Annotated in this window: 16 protein-coding genes and 1 pseudogene; 6 read left to right on the top strand and 11 right to left on the bottom strand. The window is 68.0% G+C overall.

What is annotated here, in order from left to right; all coding sequences use genetic code 11:
* Positions 1 to 112: 112 nt before the first annotated feature.
* A complete protein-coding gene (locus tag VDQ18_RS07155; protein WP_107752285.1) occupies positions 113 to 988 on the bottom strand; it encodes a 3-hydroxybutyryl-CoA dehydrogenase in 876 nt (291 codons plus the stop codon).
* Between the two features lie 144 nt (positions 989 to 1,132).
* On the opposite strand from VDQ18_RS07155, the gene VDQ18_RS07150 reads away from it, so the two are divergent.
* Complete coding sequence (locus VDQ18_RS07150; protein WP_323020290.1) at positions 1,133 to 1,792, top strand: DUF6473 family protein; 660 nt, start codon at positions 1,133 to 1,135, stop codon at positions 1,790 to 1,792.
* Between the two features lie 84 nt (positions 1,793 to 1,876).
* Here VDQ18_RS07150 and VDQ18_RS07145 read toward each other — a convergent pair whose 3' ends face one another.
* Together VDQ18_RS07145 and VDQ18_RS07140 are read right to left on the bottom strand one after the other, a co-directional pair.
* On the bottom strand, positions 1,877 to 2,803 hold the full coding sequence (locus VDQ18_RS07145; RefSeq protein ID WP_323020289.1) for an electron transfer flavoprotein subunit alpha/FixB family protein: 927 nt from the start codon (positions 2,801 to 2,803) through the stop codon (positions 1,877 to 1,879).
* On the bottom strand, positions 2,803 to 3,564 hold the full coding sequence (locus tag VDQ18_RS07140; protein ID WP_323020288.1) for an electron transfer flavoprotein subunit beta/FixA family protein: 762 nt from the start codon (positions 3,562 to 3,564) through the stop codon (positions 2,803 to 2,805). The genes VDQ18_RS07145 and VDQ18_RS07140 overlap by 1 nt, the downstream gene beginning before the upstream one ends.
* A 226-nt stretch (positions 3,565 to 3,790) precedes the next feature.
* Here VDQ18_RS07140 and VDQ18_RS07135 point away from each other — a divergent pair, with 226 nt between their 5' ends.
* A complete protein-coding gene (locus tag VDQ18_RS07135; RefSeq protein WP_323020287.1) occupies positions 3,791 to 4,657 on the top strand; it encodes a hypothetical protein in 867 nt (288 codons plus the stop codon).
* Here the strand turns inward: VDQ18_RS07135 and VDQ18_RS07130 are convergent.
* The 8 genes and pseudogenes from VDQ18_RS07130 to VDQ18_RS07095 form a co-directional block, all read right to left on the bottom strand.
* Entirely contained in the window at positions 4,654 to 5,226 is a 573-nt protein-coding gene (locus tag VDQ18_RS07130) for a cob(I)yrinic acid a,c-diamide adenosyltransferase (protein ID WP_323020286.1), read from the bottom strand. The two genes, VDQ18_RS07135 and VDQ18_RS07130, sit on opposite strands and share 4 nt — an antisense overlap.
* Positions 5,227 to 5,229: 3 nt before the next feature.
* On the bottom strand, positions 5,230 to 5,433 hold the full coding sequence (locus VDQ18_RS07125) for a twin transmembrane helix small protein (RefSeq protein ID WP_107753500.1): 204 nt from the start codon (positions 5,431 to 5,433) through the stop codon (positions 5,230 to 5,232).
* An 84-nt stretch (positions 5,434 to 5,517) separates the two neighbouring features.
* Positions 5,518 to 6,354 carry an SDR family NAD(P)-dependent oxidoreductase gene (locus VDQ18_RS07120; RefSeq protein WP_323020285.1) on the bottom strand — a complete coding sequence of 279 codons (837 nt, stop codon included), beginning with the start codon at positions 6,352 to 6,354 and terminating at the stop codon, positions 5,518 to 5,520.
* Positions 6,351 to 7,745: a sigma-54 dependent transcriptional regulator gene (locus tag VDQ18_RS07115; RefSeq protein ID WP_323020284.1), complete on the bottom strand. Its 1,395-nt coding sequence runs from the start codon at positions 7,743 to 7,745 to the stop codon at positions 6,351 to 6,353. The genes VDQ18_RS07120 and VDQ18_RS07115 overlap by 4 nt, the downstream gene beginning before the upstream one ends.
* Positions 7,742 to 8,122, bottom strand: coding sequence for an Hpt domain-containing protein (locus VDQ18_RS07110; RefSeq protein ID WP_323020283.1), 381 nt, complete (start codon positions 8,120 to 8,122; stop codon positions 7,742 to 7,744). Before VDQ18_RS07110 ends, VDQ18_RS07115 begins: the two co-directional genes overlap by 4 nt.
* Before the next feature lie 144 nt (positions 8,123 to 8,266).
* Entirely contained in the window at positions 8,267 to 10,159 is a 1,893-nt protein-coding gene (prpE, locus tag VDQ18_RS07105) for a propionate-CoA ligase PrpE (protein ID WP_323020282.1), read from the bottom strand.
* Positions 10,160 to 10,444: 285 nt separating this feature from the next.
* Positions 10,445 to 11,077 (bottom strand): annotated as a pseudogene (locus VDQ18_RS07100) (outer membrane protein); the annotation flags it as partial.
* A gap of 315 nt (positions 11,078 to 11,392) precedes the next feature.
* A complete protein-coding gene (locus tag VDQ18_RS07095) occupies positions 11,393 to 13,687 on the bottom strand; it encodes an NADP-dependent malic enzyme (RefSeq protein WP_323020281.1) in 2,295 nt (764 codons plus the stop codon).
* Positions 13,688 to 13,824: 137 nt separating this feature from the next.
* On the opposite strand from VDQ18_RS07095, the gene VDQ18_RS07090 reads away from it, so the two are divergent.
* The 4 genes from VDQ18_RS07090 to VDQ18_RS07075 all read left to right on the top strand — a co-directional run bounded on the left by VDQ18_RS07090 (position 13,825) and on the right by VDQ18_RS07075 (position 18,026).
* Positions 13,825 to 14,913 carry a cupin domain-containing protein gene (locus VDQ18_RS07090; protein WP_323020280.1) on the top strand — a complete coding sequence of 363 codons (1,089 nt, stop codon included), beginning with the start codon at positions 13,825 to 13,827 and terminating at the stop codon, positions 14,911 to 14,913.
* Between the two features lie 199 nt (positions 14,914 to 15,112).
* On the top strand, positions 15,113 to 15,517 hold the full coding sequence (locus VDQ18_RS07085; RefSeq protein ID WP_323020279.1) for a cytidine deaminase: 405 nt from the start codon (positions 15,113 to 15,115) through the stop codon (positions 15,515 to 15,517).
* Entirely contained in the window at positions 15,517 to 16,818 is a 1,302-nt protein-coding gene (locus VDQ18_RS07080) for a thymidine phosphorylase (RefSeq protein ID WP_323020278.1), read from the top strand. Before VDQ18_RS07085 ends, VDQ18_RS07080 begins: the two co-directional genes overlap by 1 nt.
* On the top strand, positions 16,815 to 18,026 hold the full coding sequence (locus tag VDQ18_RS07075; protein ID WP_323020277.1) for a phosphopentomutase: 1,212 nt from the start codon (positions 16,815 to 16,817) through the stop codon (positions 18,024 to 18,026). The genes VDQ18_RS07080 and VDQ18_RS07075 overlap by 4 nt, the downstream gene beginning before the upstream one ends.
* Positions 18,027 to 18,029: the final 3 nt, after the last annotated feature.

Here is an 18,029-nt window from a genome sequence, read left to right as displayed (position 1 = left end):
GCGCAAAGAAGGGCCTTAACCCTTCCTTAACCGCCATCTTCGTTCTGCAAATATCCCGGGGGGTGAGGCGGGCCCCGCGCGCCGAGGGGGGCTGGCCCCCCTCACTTTTTCCTTACCGGGTCGGCACGGGGACCTCGCCCCGGTAATCGTAGAACCCGCGCTGGGTCTTGCGGCCCAGCCAACCGGCCTCGACATACTTGGTCAGCAGCGGGCAGGGGCGGTATTTGGTATCCGCCAGCCCGTCATGCAGCACGTTCATGATGGCGAGGCAGGTGTCCAGACCGATGAAATCCGCCAGTTCCAGCGGGCCCATCGGGTGGTTCGCCCCCAGTTTCAGCGATTCGTCGATGGATTTGACCGAGCCCACGCCCTCGTAAAGCGTATAGACCGCCTCGTTGATCATCGGCATCAGGATCCGGTTGACGATGAAGGCGGGGAAATCCTCGGCCGAGGCGGCGGTCTTGCCCAGCTTCTCCACCACCGCATGCATGGTCTTGTAGGTTGCGTCATCCGTGGCGATGCCGCGGATCAGCTCCACCAGCTGCATCACGGGCACCGGGTTCATGAAATGGAAGCCCATGAAGCGCTCGGGCCGGTCGGTGCGGCTGGCCAGCCGGGTGATCGAGATGGACGAGGTGTTCGAGGTCAGGATGGTATGCGGCTTCAGGTGCGGCAGCAGATCCTCGAAGATCGCCTGCTTGACCATCTCGCGCTCGGTCGCGGCCTCGATCACCAGATCGGTCGGGCCGACATCGGCCAGCCGGGTCGTGGTGCGGATCCGGGCGAGGGCGGCGGCCTTGACCTCCGGCTCGATCTTGCCGCGCTGCACCTGGCGTTCGAGGTTCTTGTCGATCAGCGCCAGCGCCCGGCTCAGCGCGTCCTCCGAGATGTCGTTGAGCACCACATCGAAGCCGGCCATGGCGAAGACATGGGCGATCCCGTTGCCCATCTGCCCCGCGCCGACGATCCCCACGCTCTGAATGTCCATGACCTGTCCCCGGTTGATTGCGGCGACCTTATGCATCCGGCGCCGGGGGGCGCAAGTCTTACCCCGCGGCGAAACCGGGCGGGGTTAGGGGATTGTAAGCATTCGGGGATAGAATTCCTGGCGGGCGATGAAAGGGGACGGGCCATGCAACACTTTCCGCAACCGCTGGACCGCGGGCGCGCGGGCGTGCCGCCTCTGGGGCAGAGCCCGGCCTGCGCCGCGCTGCGCCACCGGGCGCTGATGCTGATCGGGCCGCGGGGGCCGGACCGGATGGCGGGGCCACTGGGGACGCGGGCGCTGGACCGGCTGCTGGTGCCCGCGGCGCAAGTGGAAGGCGTGGACCTGCATCTGGCCGATCCGGCGCTGGCGGGGCGGGCGCGCTGGGCGGTCGCCTTCGCGCTGGTGCTGCCGCCGCTGGGCAATCTGTCGAATGTTTTCTACCGCGTGCATCCGCGCCGCAACGACCGGTTTCTGGCCGCGCGGGCGCCGCTCAAGGCCCTGTTTCCGGAGGTGGATTTCGCGGCCTTCGCCTTCACCGGCCATGCGCTGGGCAGCCTCGCCGCCGTCTGTCCCGAGCGTTTCACGCTGGTGCGCCGGGGTCTGGTCGAGGCCTGGGTGCCCCGGATGCGGCTGCTGCTGGAGATCCTGCCGCCGCGGGGGGTGCTGATCGACCTGCCCGCGCCCGACTGGCTGCGCCGTCCGGTGACGGCGCGGGAAGGGCTGCGCCAGATCGCCCTTGATCCCGAGGATCGTGCGGAGGGCCTGGCACGGCTGCGCGCGGCACTGCTGCAGGGAGCGCTGTGAGGGGCGGCAAGGGCAAACGGCCCGCCATCTCTGGCGGGCCGCTGTCTCGGCTGCGTAGGGTGCGTGCTTGCACGCACCACCCCCTCACAGTTTCGAGGTCAGTTCCGGCACGATCGTGAACAGATCGCCGACCAAGCCGTAATCGGCGACCTGGAAGATCGGCGCCTCTTCGTCCTTGTTGATCGCCACGATCACCTTGGAATCCTTCATCCCGGCCAGGTGCTGGATCGCGCCCGAGATGCCGACCGCCACGTAAAGCTGCGGTGCCACCACCTTGCCGGTCTGGCCGACCTGCCAGTCGTTCGGCGCATAGCCCGAATCCACCGCCGCGCGCGAGGCGCCGACCGCGGCGCCCAGCTTGTCGGCCAGCGCCTCGATGATCTTGAAGTTCTCTTCCGAGCCGACGCCGCGCCCGCCCGAAACCACGATCCCGGCCGAGGTCAGCTCGGGACGGTCCGAGGCCGCCACTTTGTCCTCGATCCAGACCGACAGGCCCGGATTGGCCGCAGCCCCCACGGTCTCGACCGGGGCCGAGCCGCCGTCGCCGGCCGCCTCGAAGGTCGAGGTGCGGATCGTCGCGACGATCACGCTATCGGCCGATTTCACCGTCTGGATCGCGTTGCCGGCATAGATCGGGCGCTCGAAGGTCTGCGCGTCAACCACGCCCGAGACATCCGACAGCACCATCACGTCCAGGAGCGCGGCGACGCGCGGGAGCACGTTCTTGGCGTCCGTGGTCGCGGGCGCGAAGATGTGGCTGTAATCGCCCGCCAGCGACACGATCAGCGCCGCGGTCGGTTCGGCCAGACGGTGGCCCAGCGAGGCATCCTCGGCGACCAGCACCTTGGACACACCGGCAATCGTCGCGGCTTCGGCACCCGCAGCGGCGGCCGAGGCCCCGGCGCAGAGCACGACGACATCGCCGATTTTCTTGGCGGCCGTCACGGCCTTGGCGGTGGCGTCGCGGTTCAGCGCGCCATCGGTCACTTCACCCAGCAGCAGAACGGCCATCAGATCACCCCCGCTTCGTCTTTCAGTTTCGCGATCAGCTCGTCGACCGAGCCCACTTTCACCCCGGCCTTGCGCGCCGCCGGTTCCGAGGTCTTCACTACCGTCAGCCGCGGCGTGACATCGACGCCGTAATCGGCGGCGGTCTTCTCCTCGAGCGGCTTCTTCTTGGCCTTCATGATGTTCGGGAGTGACGCATAGCGCGGCTCGTTGAGGCGCAGGTCGACGGTGACGATGGCGGGCATAGTGACCTCGATGGTCTGCAGGCCGCCGTCCACCTCGCGGGTGATCTTCGCCTTGTCGCCGCTGATTTCCAGCTCCGACGCGAAGGTGCCCTGCGACCAGCCCAGCAGCGCCGAGAGCATCTGCCCGGTGGCGTTCATGTCGTTGTCGATGGCCTGCTTGCCGGCCAGCACCAGGCCCGGGGCCTCGTCCTTGACCACGGCGGCGAGCAGCTTCGCCACCGCCAGCGGCTCGATATCATTGTGCACGTCATCGGCGGCGACGATCAGGATCGCCCGGTCCGCCCCCATCGCCAGCGCCGTGCGCAGCGTCTCCTGCGCCTGCTTCACGCCGATCGACACCGCCACGACCTCGGTCGCGACGCCTTTTTCCTTCAGCCGGATCGCCTCTTCAACCGCGATCTCGTCGAAGGGGTTCATCGACATCTTCACGTTCGCAAGGTCAACGCCAGACCCGTCCGCCTTCACGCGAACCTTCACGTTGTAGTCGATAACCCGCTTCACGGGCACCAGGATTTTCATGGGCGTCCTCTCCCTTTCTCGTGGTCCGTCCGGCCGGAGCCGGCGGGCGCATGGCTGCTGCCCCGTTTCCTAGCCTCTCTGCGGCGCGGAAAACAGGGGAAAAACGACCCTCAACCGCCGCGGGACGCCGCGTCGGCCTGCTGTTAGCGGCATCGTGAGCGGGCGCGGTTGAACCGGGTGCGGGGCCCGGGCGACCCATGGCAACGCAAGCCGAAAGGGACTTCCGATGGCGACCCTGACCGAAAGCGACCTCGACCACGCCCTGAGGGCGCTGCATGGCTTCGCGCCCGACCGCCTCGGTCCGCTGGCGCTGATCTGCACCTGTGACCAATGCCTGCCGACCGAGGTTCTCATCTGCCTGGAGACACGGCCGCTTGCCGCCATTCCGCCCGAGGCGGTGAGCCATTGGTTCGCCGCGGCGGCCGCGCATCACGCCGACGGGCGGCCGATCGGTCCCCTGTCGACGGATCGCGCCGAGGATCACGCGGCCGAGGGATTTGCCATGCTGATCAAGGTGCTGGAGGCGCTGGCAGCCGAGATGCTGCAGGCGGGGCCGGGCCTGTCGGCACTGCGCCGCGACTGGTGGTTCGTCGAGCCCGCCGCCTGGACCCAGCGGCTGCTGGCCTGCGGCCTGCCCGGGGCGCTGCCGGAACCGGCGCGCCGGGCGCTCGACCGCGCCTTGATGGCGCTGGTGGACGAGGCGCTGGCGACGGGGTCGGCCCGGCTGCTCGATACGCTCGAATACCTCGGCACCTTCGGCCGGGGCCTGCCGGCGCTGATGGCCTGGGTCGAGGATCAGCCGCTCAGGGCGCAGCTGTCGTTCTGGGCGCAGGTTCTGGCCGGGCGCGCCTGCGCCCCCGACGCCCGCGCCGGTCGCAGCTGGGAGGATTTCCGCACCGCCACGCGGATCATGCCCCGGGCGATGGCCGAGCGGATGAACCTGGCGGTCATGAACCCGCGGCTGGGGGATCTGATGTTCCGCGCGGCGCTGCGGCTCAGGGATCCGATGAGCCGCGAGATGGCCGAATGCGGCTATGTGCTGTGGGAGAATTCGGTGGCGGCGATGCGCCTGCCCGCCGCCCCTCGCGCTTAGCGGTTCTTGCCCGGCACCCAGAGCACATCGCCCGCGCCGTTGCCGTTGGCCGCGCGCGAGGCGACGAAGAACCAGTCGGACAGCCGGTTGAGGTATTTGACCGCCGCCGGGTTGGTGTCGCCTTCGCGCGCCAGAGCCACGGCCAGCCGCTCGGCCCGGCGGCTCACGGTGCGGCACAGGTGCAGATGCGCGGCCAGCGCCGAGCCGCCCGGCAGGACGAAGCTGCGCAGCGGCGCAAGCGCCGCGTTCATCGCGTCGATCTCGGATTCCAGCCGGTCGACCTGCGCGTCGATGATCCGGAGCGGCGGGTATTCGGCCGTCGCATCCCCGGCAAGATCGGGACGGCAGAGGTCCGCGCCAAGGTCGAACAGGTCGTTCTGGATGCGCATCAGCGCCGCGTCCATCTCGCCCTCGGCATGCAGCCGGGCCATGCCGACGGTGGCGTTGGTCTCGTCCACGGTGCCGTAAGCCTCGACCCGCAGGTCATCCTTCGGCACGCGGGAGCCGTTACCCAGCGCGGTGTCGCCCTTGTCGCCGGTGCGGGTGTAGATCTTGTTCAGCACAACCATCCGTCAGCCCCTCGACCGCAGCCAGGCATAGGTGACGATCAGCACCACGGCGACGAATTGCGCGCCGAGCCGCCAGCGCATGATCTTGTTGGCATTGCGCTTGTTGAACTCGCCGCCCTTGGCGAAGCTCCCGATGCCGAACATCAGGATGGCCAGCACGATCAGCGAGGCGATCGCGGCGGTGATGAACAGGGGGTCGGTCAGCAGCATGGGGCCCTCCGGGGTCTGGGTGCCGTCTTTCCCTCCCTTAGCGCAGCTTGGCGCCAAAGGCAGCAGGCAAAGCGCCGCGCCCTATTGCCGCGCGAGGAAGCGAGCGACCCAGCGTTCGGGGAACAGGCGCATGACGACGCCCATCACCCGTGTGGGTGTCGTCACCTTGTAGCTGGGGCGGGGCGAGGGATGGTCAAGGGCGGTGATCAGCGCCTTGGCCACCGCCTCGGGGCCCAGTTCCCAGCGGTCCTTGGGGCCAGGCTGGTAGAGACGGCGCAGAAGGTCGCCCTCGTATTGCGCGCGGCGGGGGCTGGCGCGCCAGTCCACCCAGCGCTCGAAATGCGGGATCGAGTTGACGCGGATCTTCGAGGTGACGGGGCCGGGCTGGATCAGCACCACCTTGATCGGCGTATCGGCCATTTCCAGCGCCAGAATCCGCGTCAGCCCCTCCAGCGCGAATTTGCTGGCGCCATAGGCGCCGCGCCAGCGGTAGGGGACGAAGCCCAGCACGCTGGAACAATTGACGATCCGCCCGTGACCCTGCGCCCGCATCACCGGGATCACCCGGCGCGTCAGCTCATGCCAGCCGAAGACATTGACCTCGAAAATCTCGCGCAGCGCATCCGTTGGCAGATCCTCGACCGCGCCGGGGCAGGCATGGGCGCCGTTGTTGTAAAGCGCGTCGAGCGTGCCGCCGGTCGCGGCCAGAACCTCGGCCAGCCCGGCCTCGATGCTGGCGTGATCGGCGTAATCGAGGCGCGGGCTTTCGAACCCCTCGGCCCGGAGGCGCGCGCAATCTTCTTCGGCGCGGCACGAGGCAAAGACCCGCCAGCCCCGGTCACGCAGCACCTGCGCGCAATGATAGCCGATCCCCGACGAGGCGCCGGTGATCAGGATCGAACGGCTGGAGGCATTCATTTCTTGCGGTCGGCCTTTTCCCACGCTTCCCGCTTGCGATAGAGGGTCGAGGCCGAGACGTCCAGTTCACGCGCCGCCTTCGGCACCGAATCGCCGTGGCGGGCCAGCGCATCCTCGATGACGATCCGCTCGATCTGTGCCAGGGTGCGCCCGCTCAGATCCTGCATCGTCACCCGCGGTCGTTCCTCGGGCGCCGGCGCCAGGGTCGGGCGGTCGGCCAGCAGGTCGGGCGGCAGCATCTCGACCGTGACCTGGGGGCCTTCGTTCAGCACGACGACGTTGCGCAGGACGTTGATCAGCTGGCGCACGTTGCCGGGCCAGGGCAGCGAGCGGAACAACTCCTTCACCCGCGGCGCCAGCGAGGTGAAGACATGCCCCTCCTCGCGTGCCATCTGCACGATCAGCCGCTCGGAAATCTCGATCACGTCCTCGCCGCGTTCGCGCAGCGGCGGCAGATGGACCGGCACGACATGCAGGCGATAGTACAGATCCTCGCGGAAGCGGCCGCGGCGGACCTCTTCCAGCGGGTTGCGGTTGGTGGCGCAGATGATCCGCACATTGACCTTGCGGGGCTTCGTCGCGCCGACCGGCGTGATGGTCGAGGTCTGGAGGAACCGCAGGAGCTTGGTCTGCAGGTTCAGGTCCATCTCGCAGATTTCATCGAGGAACAGCGTCCCGCCATCCGCCGCCGCCGCCGCGCCGATCTTGTCGTTGATGGCGCCGGTGAAGCTGCCGCGCAGATGGCCGAAGACCTCGGATTCCAGCAGATCCACCGGGATCGCGCCGCAGTTCAGCGCGACGAAGGGACCGCCCGCGCGGGCCGAGGTCTGGTGAACCGCCTCGGCGCACAGCTCCTTGCCGGTGCCGCTTTCGCCGGTGATGAACACCGTCGCCATCGAGCGCGCGACCGAGCGGATCTTGTCGTACACTTCCAGCATGGTCGGCGAATGGCCGATGAAGGGCGCCAGCACCGGCACCGCCGAGACATCGCGCGGCGCCTGCGGCCGGTGGCGCAGCGCCTTGCGCGCGTTCTCGATCGCGGCCAGCAGGCGCTGGTCGTCGAAGGGTTTGACCAGGAATTCATGCGCGCCCGCGCGCATCATCTCGACCGCCTTGTTGATCGAGCCGTTGGCGGTGATGACGATGACGCAGGTCTGCGGCGCCTCGCGCAGGATGTCTTCCATGACCTCGAGCCCGGTGCGGTCGGGCAGCATGAGGTCCAGAAGCACGATCTGCGAATTCAGCCGGTGGAAGGCGGCCATGCCTTCGGCCGCGGTGCCGCAGCATTCGACGGCATAGCCCGCCCGCATGAGCGCTGCCCGGTAGATCATTTGCAGCGAGGGCGTATCCTCGACCAGGAGGATCGTTTCGGAATCTGGTTTCGAACTCATGGGCGGGGCGTGTCCGCGACGACCTCAGCCAGAGAGACGAGCACCGCCGAGATTTCGGCCTTGAGGGGCGCCGTCACCGCGGCCAGCGCGACGGCCGAAAGCCCCTGCGCCACCGCATCGACGCTGCGCGCCATATCCGCCAGGCGCGCGGCGCCGACGGTAGCGGCCAGGCCCTTGAGCTCATGCGCGGCACGGCCGACCTCGTAGGGCGTACCGTGATCGAAGACGGCCCGCAACCGCGCGAAATCCGCCTCGAGCTGCGCGCCGAGGGCGGCACGCAACGTTTCATCACCCATGGCGAAGAGGGCTTCTAACACGGCCCGGTCAAGGGCCGGCGGCATGGTGTCTGGCGAGCCCATGAGAAAGCGGTCTTCCATAGTCGTTTGTTATTACTCTTTTTACCGATACACACCTTAGATTGCGGCGGAACGGGGACACAATCAAGGGATGAAATCCACCAACCGATGCGCAACGCCCCGCCGGCGGGCCAGCGGGGCGTCTTGAACAGGTGAAATTTTGCTTTACCCGCGGGCATATCCCAGCGTTTTCAGGGCTGCGCGGATCTCGTCCAAAATCGCCGGATCGTCGATCGTCGCGGGGGTTTTGAAGGCCTCGCCATCGGCGATTTTGACCATCGTGGCGCGCAGAATCTTCCCCGAGCGAGTCTTGGGCAGCCGGTCCACGACGCAGGCCAGCTTGAAGGCTGCCACCGGACCGATCTGGTCGCGCACCAGCCCGACGCATTCCCTGATCACCTCGGCATGCGGGCGGTTGGTGCCCTTGTTGAGGCACAGGAAGCCCATGGGCAACTGGCCCTTCAGCTCGTCCGCGACGCCGATCACCGCGCATTCGCCGACATCGGGGTGCGAGGCCAGCACCTCTTCCATGGCGCCGGTCGACAGCCGGTGCCCGGCGACGTTGATCACGTCATCGGTGCGGGCCATGATGTAGACATAGCCGTTGTCGTCGATATAGCCTGCGTCGCCCGTCTCGTAATATCCCGGGAAGGTATTGAGATAGGATTTGCGGAACCGCTCTTCGGCGTTCCACAGCGTCGGCAGCGTGCCGGGGGGCAGGGGCAGCTTGATGGCGATGGCGCCCAGTTGCCCGGCGGGCAGCGGGTGGCCGCCCTCGTCCAGGACCTGCACGTCATATCCCGGCATGGCCACGGTTGGCGAGCCCACCTTGACCGGCAACAGCTCGATCCCCAGCGGGTTGCCGGCGATGGCCCAGCCGGTTTCGGTCTGCCACCAATGGTCGATCACCGGCACGCCCAGATGCTGCTGCGCCCATTCGATGGTGGCGGGATCGGCCCGCTCGCCCGCCAGGAACAGCGCCTGCAGGTTCTTCAGGTTGTAATCCTTGATGAAACTGCCCGAGGGATCCTCGCGCTTGATGGCGCGCAGCGCGGTGGGCGCGGTGAAGAAGCTCTTCACCTTGTGGTTCTGGATCACCCGCCAGAAAGTCCCGGCATCGGGGGTGCCGACCGGCTTGCCCTCGAAGACGATGGTCGTGGCCCCGGCGATCAGCGGCCCGTAGCAGATGTAGGAATGCCCGACGACCCAGCCCACGTCCGAGGCGGCCCAGAACACATCGCCCGCCTCGATCTTGTAGAGGTTGGTCATGGTCCAGTTCAGCGCCACCAGATGCCCGGCAGTCGGCCGGATCACGCCCTTGGGCTGGCCCGTGGTGCCCGAGGTATAGAGGATATAGGCCGGGTGATCGCCCGAGACCGGGACGCATTCGGCGGGCTCGACCCCATACTGGAAGGTGTGCCAGGCGAAATCCCGTCCCTCGATCAGCTTGGCCACTTCCTGCTCGCGCTGGAAGATGACCGTGAAGGCGGGCTTGTGCTTGGCCGCGTCGATGGCGGCATCGAGCAGCGGCTTGTAATGCACCACCCGGCCGGGTTCGAGGCCGCAGGAAGCGGCGATGATCGCCTTGGGCTTGGCGTCGTCGATGCGGACCGCCAGCTCATGCGCGGCAAAGCCGCCGAAGACGACCGAATGGATGGCGCCGAGGCGGGCGCAGGCCAGCATCGCTTCCAGCGCCTCGGGGATCATCGGCATGTAGATGATGACGCGGTCGCCCTTTTCCACGCCCTTGGCCCGGAGCGCCCCGGCCAGGCTCGCCACCCGGTCGCGCAGCTCGCGATAGGTGATGCCCTTGGTGGAATGGGTGATCGGGCTGTCGTGGATGATCGCCAGCTGCTCGCCGCGCCCGGCCTCGACATGGCGGTCGACGGCGTTCCAGCAGGTGTTGACCTGCGCGTCCTTGAACCATTCGTAGAGGGGAGCCTTGTCGGCGAAGAGCGCGCGCGACGGGGTTGAGACCCAGTCGATCGCCTGCGCCTGTTCCATCCAGAACCCTTCCGGGTCGGTGATCGAGCGGCGATACACGTCTGCGTAGCTCATGGAAACATCCTCCTCATCCTGCGCCTGAATTACGCCTCCCGCAGCGCGTCACGCAACTCTGTTACCGAATGTCAGCAAGGATGCAGGTGCAGAAATTTGCAGAACAGGACCGAATGTCGCAGCAAACCTTTGCAAACCCGGCTGGAATGGCGGGGGTTTGCGATTGATGCGCAAGGTTTTGCAAATAGTGCGCGGCGGTTGCCCGGGCGTGATTCCACCGCCCTGCCGCGCAGCAGAACGGGCGCAGGATGACCCTGCGCCCGTTTCGCCATTCCCGAGATCGTATCAGAAACGGTAGTTCAGCATGGCCCGGAACGTGTGGACCGACGTGTCGAAGCCCACGTCCAGCGTGTCCCCGCCGACCAGCGGGCCGTTGTAGAACGTGTAGCGCTGCATCGAGTTGTAGCGGTATTCCACACCCAGGCTGAGGTGGTCATTCAGCATGGTTTCCATGCCGACGCCGACAGCCATGCCGTTGAGGCTGAAGTCGTAGCTGCCCGCGGCGAGCGGAACGGCGTTGACCGCCAGGTTGTAGTCGCCGATGAAGTTGCCGCGCGTGACGCCGAGCAGGCCGTAGACCATCGTGTTGGGCGAGGTCAGGTAGCCGAGGCGCCCCGACACCGTGTACATCGACGACACCGTCAGATCGTAGTTGCCGGTGATCGAGTTCGGCGGAAGCGAGATATTCAGCGCGGTGTCGTTGGTGATGTTCGAGCCCATCGCATCGATCTGGCCGCCGATCACCCAGTTGCTGGACAGCTGGTGGTTATAGCCCGCCTGCAGGCCAAACAGGACGCCCTGGGCGCCGAGGTCGGGCAGGTTCAGCCCGGCAGACAGCGGCGGGTTGGTGTAGGTAGCGTCGATGTCGTAATTCGCCGAGCCGAAGCCCAGGCTGCCCCCGGCGTAAAACCCGGTCCAGCTGGTCGTCGCCGGAAGTTACGCCACCATAACCGCCGGCGGCGGTGCGATCGGGCCCGAAGCACTGGCCATGGATGCGGTGAAAATGAGCGCCGCAGCGCTTGTCAAAGTCGTTTTCATAGTCTTCCCCCGCGGAAGCGGCCAGCCAAAGCGGCCAACCTTTGCTACTCCAAATCAGGGTCAAATCACCCTGTGGAGCGCTCTGATTATCCCCGCGTCGGAGCGTATGGAATAATCACGAAGTGACGCCGGGTAAATGAACCGGGTCAACGTGACCATTTCGCCACATCGACCCGGTTCCTTGAGGGTGCGCCGTCAGCCGTAATGCGACACCGGCGTCCCGGCGATAGCCGCCACGTTCAAGAGGCCGCGGGCGGTGATCGAGGGGGTGACGATATGCGCCCGGTTGCCCATGCCCATCAGGATCGGCCCAACCTCCAGCCCCTGCGCGCGGGTCTTGAGGATGTTGCGCACGGCGCTGGCGGCATCGGTATTGGCGAAGACCAGGACGTTCGCCGCCCCCTCCATCCGCGATTGCGGCATGATCCGCTCGCGCACCGCCGGGTCCAACGCCGAATCCACATGCATCTCGCCCTCGTATTCGAAGTCGAGGCCCATCTGGTCGAGGATCTCCAGCGCGTCGCGCATCCGCCGCCCCGAGGCCGTGTCCATCGTCCCGAATTGCGAATGCGAGCATAGCGCCACCTTCGGCACCACGCCGAAGCGCCGCGCATGGCGGGCAGCGCCGATCACGTTGTCGGCGACCTGCTGCGGGGTCGGTTCGGGGTTCACCTGGGTGTCGGCGATGAAGAGCGGTCCGGCCTCGGGCAGGATCATCAGGCTCAGCGCGCCGACCGGGCGCAGCCCGTCGCGTGCCAGCACCTGCCGGACGTAGTTGAGGTGCCACGAGAATTGCCCGAAGGCGCCGCAGATCAGGCTGTCGGCCTCGCCCCGGTGCACCATGATCGCGCCGATGGCGGTGGTGTTGGTGCGCAGGATGGCGCGGGCCGTATCAGGGGTGACGCCGCGCCGGGCCATCAGGTTGTGATACGTCTCCCAGTAATCGCGGTAGCGGGGGTCGTTTTCGGGGTTCACCACCTCGAAATCGCGGCCCGGCTTGATCGGCAGCCCGTAGCGCTCCAGCCGCCGTTCGATCACCTCGGGACGGCCGATCAGGATCGGCACCTCGGTGGTTTCCTGCAGGACCGCCTGGGCCGCGCGCAGCACGCGCTCGTCCTCGCCCTCGGCAAAGACCAGCCGGCGCGAGGCGGCGCGGGCCGCCTGGAACACCGGCCGCATCAGCAGCGCCGAGCGGAACACCGAATGGTCGAGGCTGTTCTTGTAGGCCGCGAGGTCCTCGATCGGCCGCGTGGCAACGCCCGTCTCCATCGCCGCCTTCGCCACGGACGAGGCGACGACGCCGATGAGCCGAGGGTCAAAGGGCTTGGGGATCAGGTAGTCGCGCCCGAAGGTCAGCGTCTCGCCCTGATAGGCCGCGGCCGTCTCGGCCGAGGTCGTGGCGCGGGCCAGTTTCGCGATCCCCTCGACGCAGGCCACTTCCATCTCGTCGTTGATGGTCGTGGCCCCCACATCCAGCGCACCGCGGAAGATGAAGGGGAAGCACAGGACGTTGTTGACCTGATTGGGGAAATCCGACCGGCCGGTGGCCATGATCGCGCCCGGGGCCACGGCGTGCACCTCGTCCGGCATGATCTCGGGCGTGGGGTTGGCCAGCGCGAAGATGATCGGGTCGGCGGCCATCTGCGCCACCATCTCGGGCTTCAGCACGCCGGGGCCGCTGAGGCCCAGGAACAGGTCGGCGCCCTCGATCACCTCTGCCAGGGTCCGCTTGTCGCTGGCCTGGGCGAAGGCGGCCTTCTCCGGGTTCATGTCCTCGGTCCGGCCCTCGTAGACCAGCCCGTGAATGTCGCAGAGCCAGACATTCTCGCGCTTGACGCCCAGTTTCAGCAGCATGTTCAGGCAGGCGATCCCCGCCGCCCCGCCGCCGGTCGAGACCACCTTGATGTCGGCGAAGTCGCGGTTTGAGAGTTTCAGCGCGTTGACCGCCGCGGCGCCGACCACGATGGCGGTGCCGTGCTGGTCGTCGTGGAACACCGGGATCCCCATCCGCTCGCGGCAGATCCGTTCAACGATGAAACAATCGGGCGCCTTGATGTCTTCGAGGTTGATGGCGCCGAAGGTCGGCTCCAGCGCGCAGACGATCTCGGCCAGCTTGTAGGGGTCGGGCTCGTTCAGTTCGATGTCGAAGCAATCGATATTGGCGAATTTCTTGAAGAGCACGGCCTTGCCCTCCATCACCGGCTTCGAGGCCAGCGCGCCGATATTGCCCAAGCCCAGCACGGCGGTCCCGTTCGAGACCACGGCAACCAGATTGCCGCGGCTGGTATAGCGGGCGGCGGTCGAGGGGTCGGCCTTGATTTCGAGGCAGGCCTCGGCCACGCCCGGCGAATAGGCCAGGCTCAGGTCGCGGCCGTTGGCGAGCGGCTTCGTCGCCCGGATCTCCAGTTTCCCGGGCTTGGGGAATTCGTGGTAGAACAGCGCCGCGGCCCGCAGCGCCTGCCTCGCATCTTCCTTGTGAGACTCGCTCATCGGGACCTCCTCAAATTTGGTTCAGCCTTAAACCATTCCCGGAAAAACGCCAGTGCCCGCTTGCGGCTGGTGGCGTAAACACGCTCTGGACTTCGGCCCCGGCGCTGCGCAGACTGCCCGCGACAAGGGGGTGAGCCATGACCGAAACCCGGGCCGAGATCCGTCTGCCGACGCAGGAACTGCGCAACGACCTGCCGTTCTATACCCGCGAACTGGGCTTCCGGCTGGACATGATCTATCCGGCCGACGACCCCTCGGTTGCGGTGCTGTCGGGCCACGGGCTGCGGCTGCGCATCGAAAAGGGCGCGCCCGAGGCGCCCGGCACGCTGCGACTTCTGACCGACGATGCCGCCCGGCTGGCCGGACCGCGGCTGCTGACCGCGCCCAACGGCACGCGGGTCGAGATCGACGCGTTGAACCCGCCGCTCGTGCTGCCCGAGACCGATCATGCCTTCGTCGTCCGCCGCCTCGCCGATCAGGCGCCCTGGGTGGTGGGGCGGGCGGGCATGCAATACCGTGACCTGGTGCCCTCGCGGCTGGGCGGGGCGATGATCGCCAGCCATATCCGCATCCCCGATGGCGGGCCGGTGCCGGACATGGTGCATTTCCACCGCGTCGGCTTTCAGCTCATTTTCTGCGTCAAGGACTGGGTCGATGTCCTCTACGAGGATCAGGGCGGCATGCGCCGTCTCAATGCCGGCGATTGCTTCATCCAGCCGCCCGAGATCCGCCACCGGGTCTGCGAGGCCTCGGACGGGATCGAGGTGATCGAGATCGGCGTCCCGGCCGAGCATGTGACCGAGATCGACCATGCGATGACGCTGCCCACGCCGCACCTGCGCCCCGACCGCGAGTGGCAGGGTCAGCGTTTCGTCCATAATATCGGCGCCGAGGGCCGTTATCATCCCTTCCGCCTCCCCGGGTTTCAGGCTCGTGATACCACGATTGACCAAAATACGCGCGGGGTTGCATCGGTCATGGTTGCGCGCCCCGATGGGGCCCCGACCGCCTGGACCCGCCACCGCGGCGATATCCTCTTTACCTATGTCATGGCGGGCGGCCTGACGCTGGAGGGCGAGGGCAAGGAGCCCTTCCGTCTGGCCGAGGGCGACGCCTTCGTCATTCCCCCGGGCCTCGCCACCCGCTGTGCCGATCCGACACCCGACCTTCAGCTTCTGGAGGTCACGCTGCCCGGCAACCCGGAAACCGAAATCCTGCCGGACTGACTCTTCCCCGGCGCCCGCCCTTTCATTCTGCCCCAAATACGCCCTTGCGCGCGTGACACGGGCGCCTCGGCCAAGGGCGTGGACCACCTCTGCCGCCGCCTCTCCGCAGAGGCTGCGGCGGGGGCGCGAGCGAGGGGTTGCATCGCCCGGCGGGCTGGGCAAAGCTGGATCAAACGGTCAAACTTAGCCGGGAACCCCCATGAATCCTCCCCAGGACCTGCTCGAAGCCGCTCTCGCCGTCCGTGAGAGGGCCTATGTCCCCTATTCCCGCTTCAAGGTCGGCGCTGCGATCCGGGCCGGGTCGGGGGCGATCTATCCCGGCTGCAATGTCGAGAACGTGGCCTATCCCGAAGGCACCTGCGCCGAGGCCGGGGCCATCGCCGCGATGATCGCGGGCGGCGACACGCGCATCGCCGAGATCGTCGTTGTCGCCGATTCCGAGACGCCCACCACGCCCTGCGGCGGTTGCCGCCAGAAGATCCGCGAATTCGCCGGGCCCGAGGCGCGGATCACCATGGCCACGCTCGACGGGTCGGCCATGACCATGACCATGACCGACCTGCTGCCCGGCGCCTTCGGTCCCGAACACATGGACCGGGCCTGATGGATTCCCGCGCGGTCATCGAATCGGTACGCGACGGGCGGGCCTCGCCCGAGGGGATGGCCTGGTTCGCCCGCGGGCTGGCCAGCGGCAAGGTCACCGATGCCCAGGCCGGGGCCTTTGCCATGGCGGTCCTGCTCAAGGGCGTGCCCGAGGATTGCCGCGTCGCCCTGACCCGCGCCATGCGCGATTCGGGCGATGTGCTGACCTGGGATCTGCCCGGACCGGTGGTCGACAAGCACTCGACCGGCGGGGTGGGGGATTCGATCAGCCTGCTGCTGGCCCCGGCGCTGGCCTGCTGCGGCGCCTATGTGCCGATGGTCTCGGGCCGGGGGCTGGGGCATACCGGCGGCACGCTCGACAAGCTGGAAGCGATCCCGGGGTACAACGTCGACGTCTCCGAGCCCCGGCTGCGGGCCCTGATGCGCGAGACGCGCTGCGCCATCGTCAGCGCCTCCAGCCGCATCGCCCCCGCCGACAAGCGGCTTTACGCGATCCGCGATGTGACCGGCACGGTGGAAAGCCTCGACCTCATCACCGCCTCGATCCTGTCCAAGAAGCTGGCGGCGGGCTTGCAGGTGCTGGTCCTCGACGTGAAACAGGGGTCGGGCGCTTTCCTGCCCGGGGTCGATCAGGCCCGGGCGCTGGCCCGCTCGCTGGTCGATACGGCGAACGGGGCGGGCTGCCGGACTTCGGCGCTCATCACCGACATGGACCGCCCGCTGGCCCTGACCGCGGGCAATGCGCTGGAGGTGGCCGAGGTGATGGACACGCTGACCCTGCGGGCGCCTTCCGCCCGGCTGCTGGACCTGACCTGCGCGCTCTCGGGCGAGGTGCTGTTCCTCGCCAAACTCGCCCCCAGCGCCGAGGCGGGCGCGGCGAAGATCCGCGCCGCCATCGAGGACGGCAGCGCCGCCGAGCGGTTCGGCCAGATGGTCGCGGCGCAGGGCGGCCCCGCCGATTTCGTCGAGCGCTACGCGAGCCTCCTGCCCGAAGCGCCGGTGATCCGCGAGGTTCCGGCGCCCGGCCCCGGCATCGTCGCCGCCATCGACACCCGCGCCGTGGGGACGGCGGTGGTGCATCTGGGCGGCGGGCGGCTGGCGGGGGGCGACGCGGTCGATCCGCGCGTCGGCTTCTCGGCGCTGGCCGAGCCCGGCGCCTCGGTCGGCCCGGGCGCGCCGCTGGCCATGGTCCATGCGGCCAGCGAAGCGGCGGCCGAAGCGGCCATCGCCACGCTGCAACAGGCCTATCGTCTGGGCGAGGCCCCGGCGCCGGTCGCGCTGGTGCAGGAGCGGGTGGCATGACGCGCGCGTTCCTCGTGGTCCTCGATTCCGTTGGCTGTGGCGGGGCGCCGGATGCGGCGGCCTTCTTCAACAACGGCCATCCCGATACCGGCGCCAACACGCTGGGCCATATCGCCCAGGCCTGCGCCGCGGGCCGGGCCGAGGACGGTCGCAGCGGTCCGCTGCGCCTGCCGGTGCTGGACGGGCTGGGGCTGGGCCGGGCCATTGCCGCGGCCTCGGGCCTGCAGGCGCCGGGGCTGGGGGCGGAACCGACGGGCCGCTGGGGTGCCGCGACCGAGGTGTCGAAGGGCAAGGACACGCCGTCCGGGCATTGGGAGCTGGCGGGCGTGCCGGTGCCCTGGGACTGGACCTATTTCCCCAAGACCGAACCCGCCTTCGACGAGGCGCTGGTGGCCGAGGTCTGCAGGCTGGCCGGGACCGAGGGGATCCTGGGCAATTGCCACGCCGCAGGGCTGGCCATCATGGAGGAGCTCGGCGCCGAGCATCTCAGGACCGGCTGGCCGATCTGCTACACCTCGGCCGACAGCGTCTTCCAGATCGCCGCGCATGAAGAGGCCTTCGGCCTGGAGCGGCTGATCCGGCTCTGTCAGGACCTCGCGCCCGTCCTGCATGCGCGCCGCGTCGGCCGGGTCATCGCCCGGCCCTTCGTCGGCACGCCCGGCGCCTTCAAGCGCACCGGCAACCGTCGCGATTTCGCCATCGAGCCGCCCTCGCCGACGCTGATGGACTGGGCGCAGGCCGACGGCCGGGTGGTGCATGCGGTGGGCAAGATCGGCGATATCTTCAGCCACCGGGGCGTCACGCATCTGCACAAGGGCAAGTCGGACGCCGATCTGGTGACGCATATGCTGCGGCTGGCGGACGAGGCCGAGGAGGGCTCGCTCACCTTCGTCAACCTCGTGGAATTCGACAGCCTCTATGGCCATCCCCGCGACGTCTCGGGCTATGCCCGGGCACTGGAGAGCTTCGATACCAAGGCGGCGGAGTTCCTGGCCCGGCTGAAACCCGGCGACATCGCCCTTTTCACCGCCGATCACGGCAACGACCCGACCTGGACCGGCACAGACCACACCCGCGAACGGGTGCCGGTGCTGGTCCATGGTGCGGGCCCGGGCGAGATCGGGCTTTGCGCCTTTACTGATGTTGCGGCTTCGGTCGCCACCCACCTCGGACTCAGCGAAACGGGTCCCGGCCAATCCTTTCTGTGAGGA

Origin of the sequence: Pararhodobacter sp. (assembly GCF_034676075.1) — a bacterium.
Lineage (GTDB): Bacteria > Pseudomonadota > Alphaproteobacteria > Rhodobacterales > Rhodobacteraceae > Pararhodobacter.
This window is presented reverse-complemented; position numbering and strand designations above follow the sequence as displayed.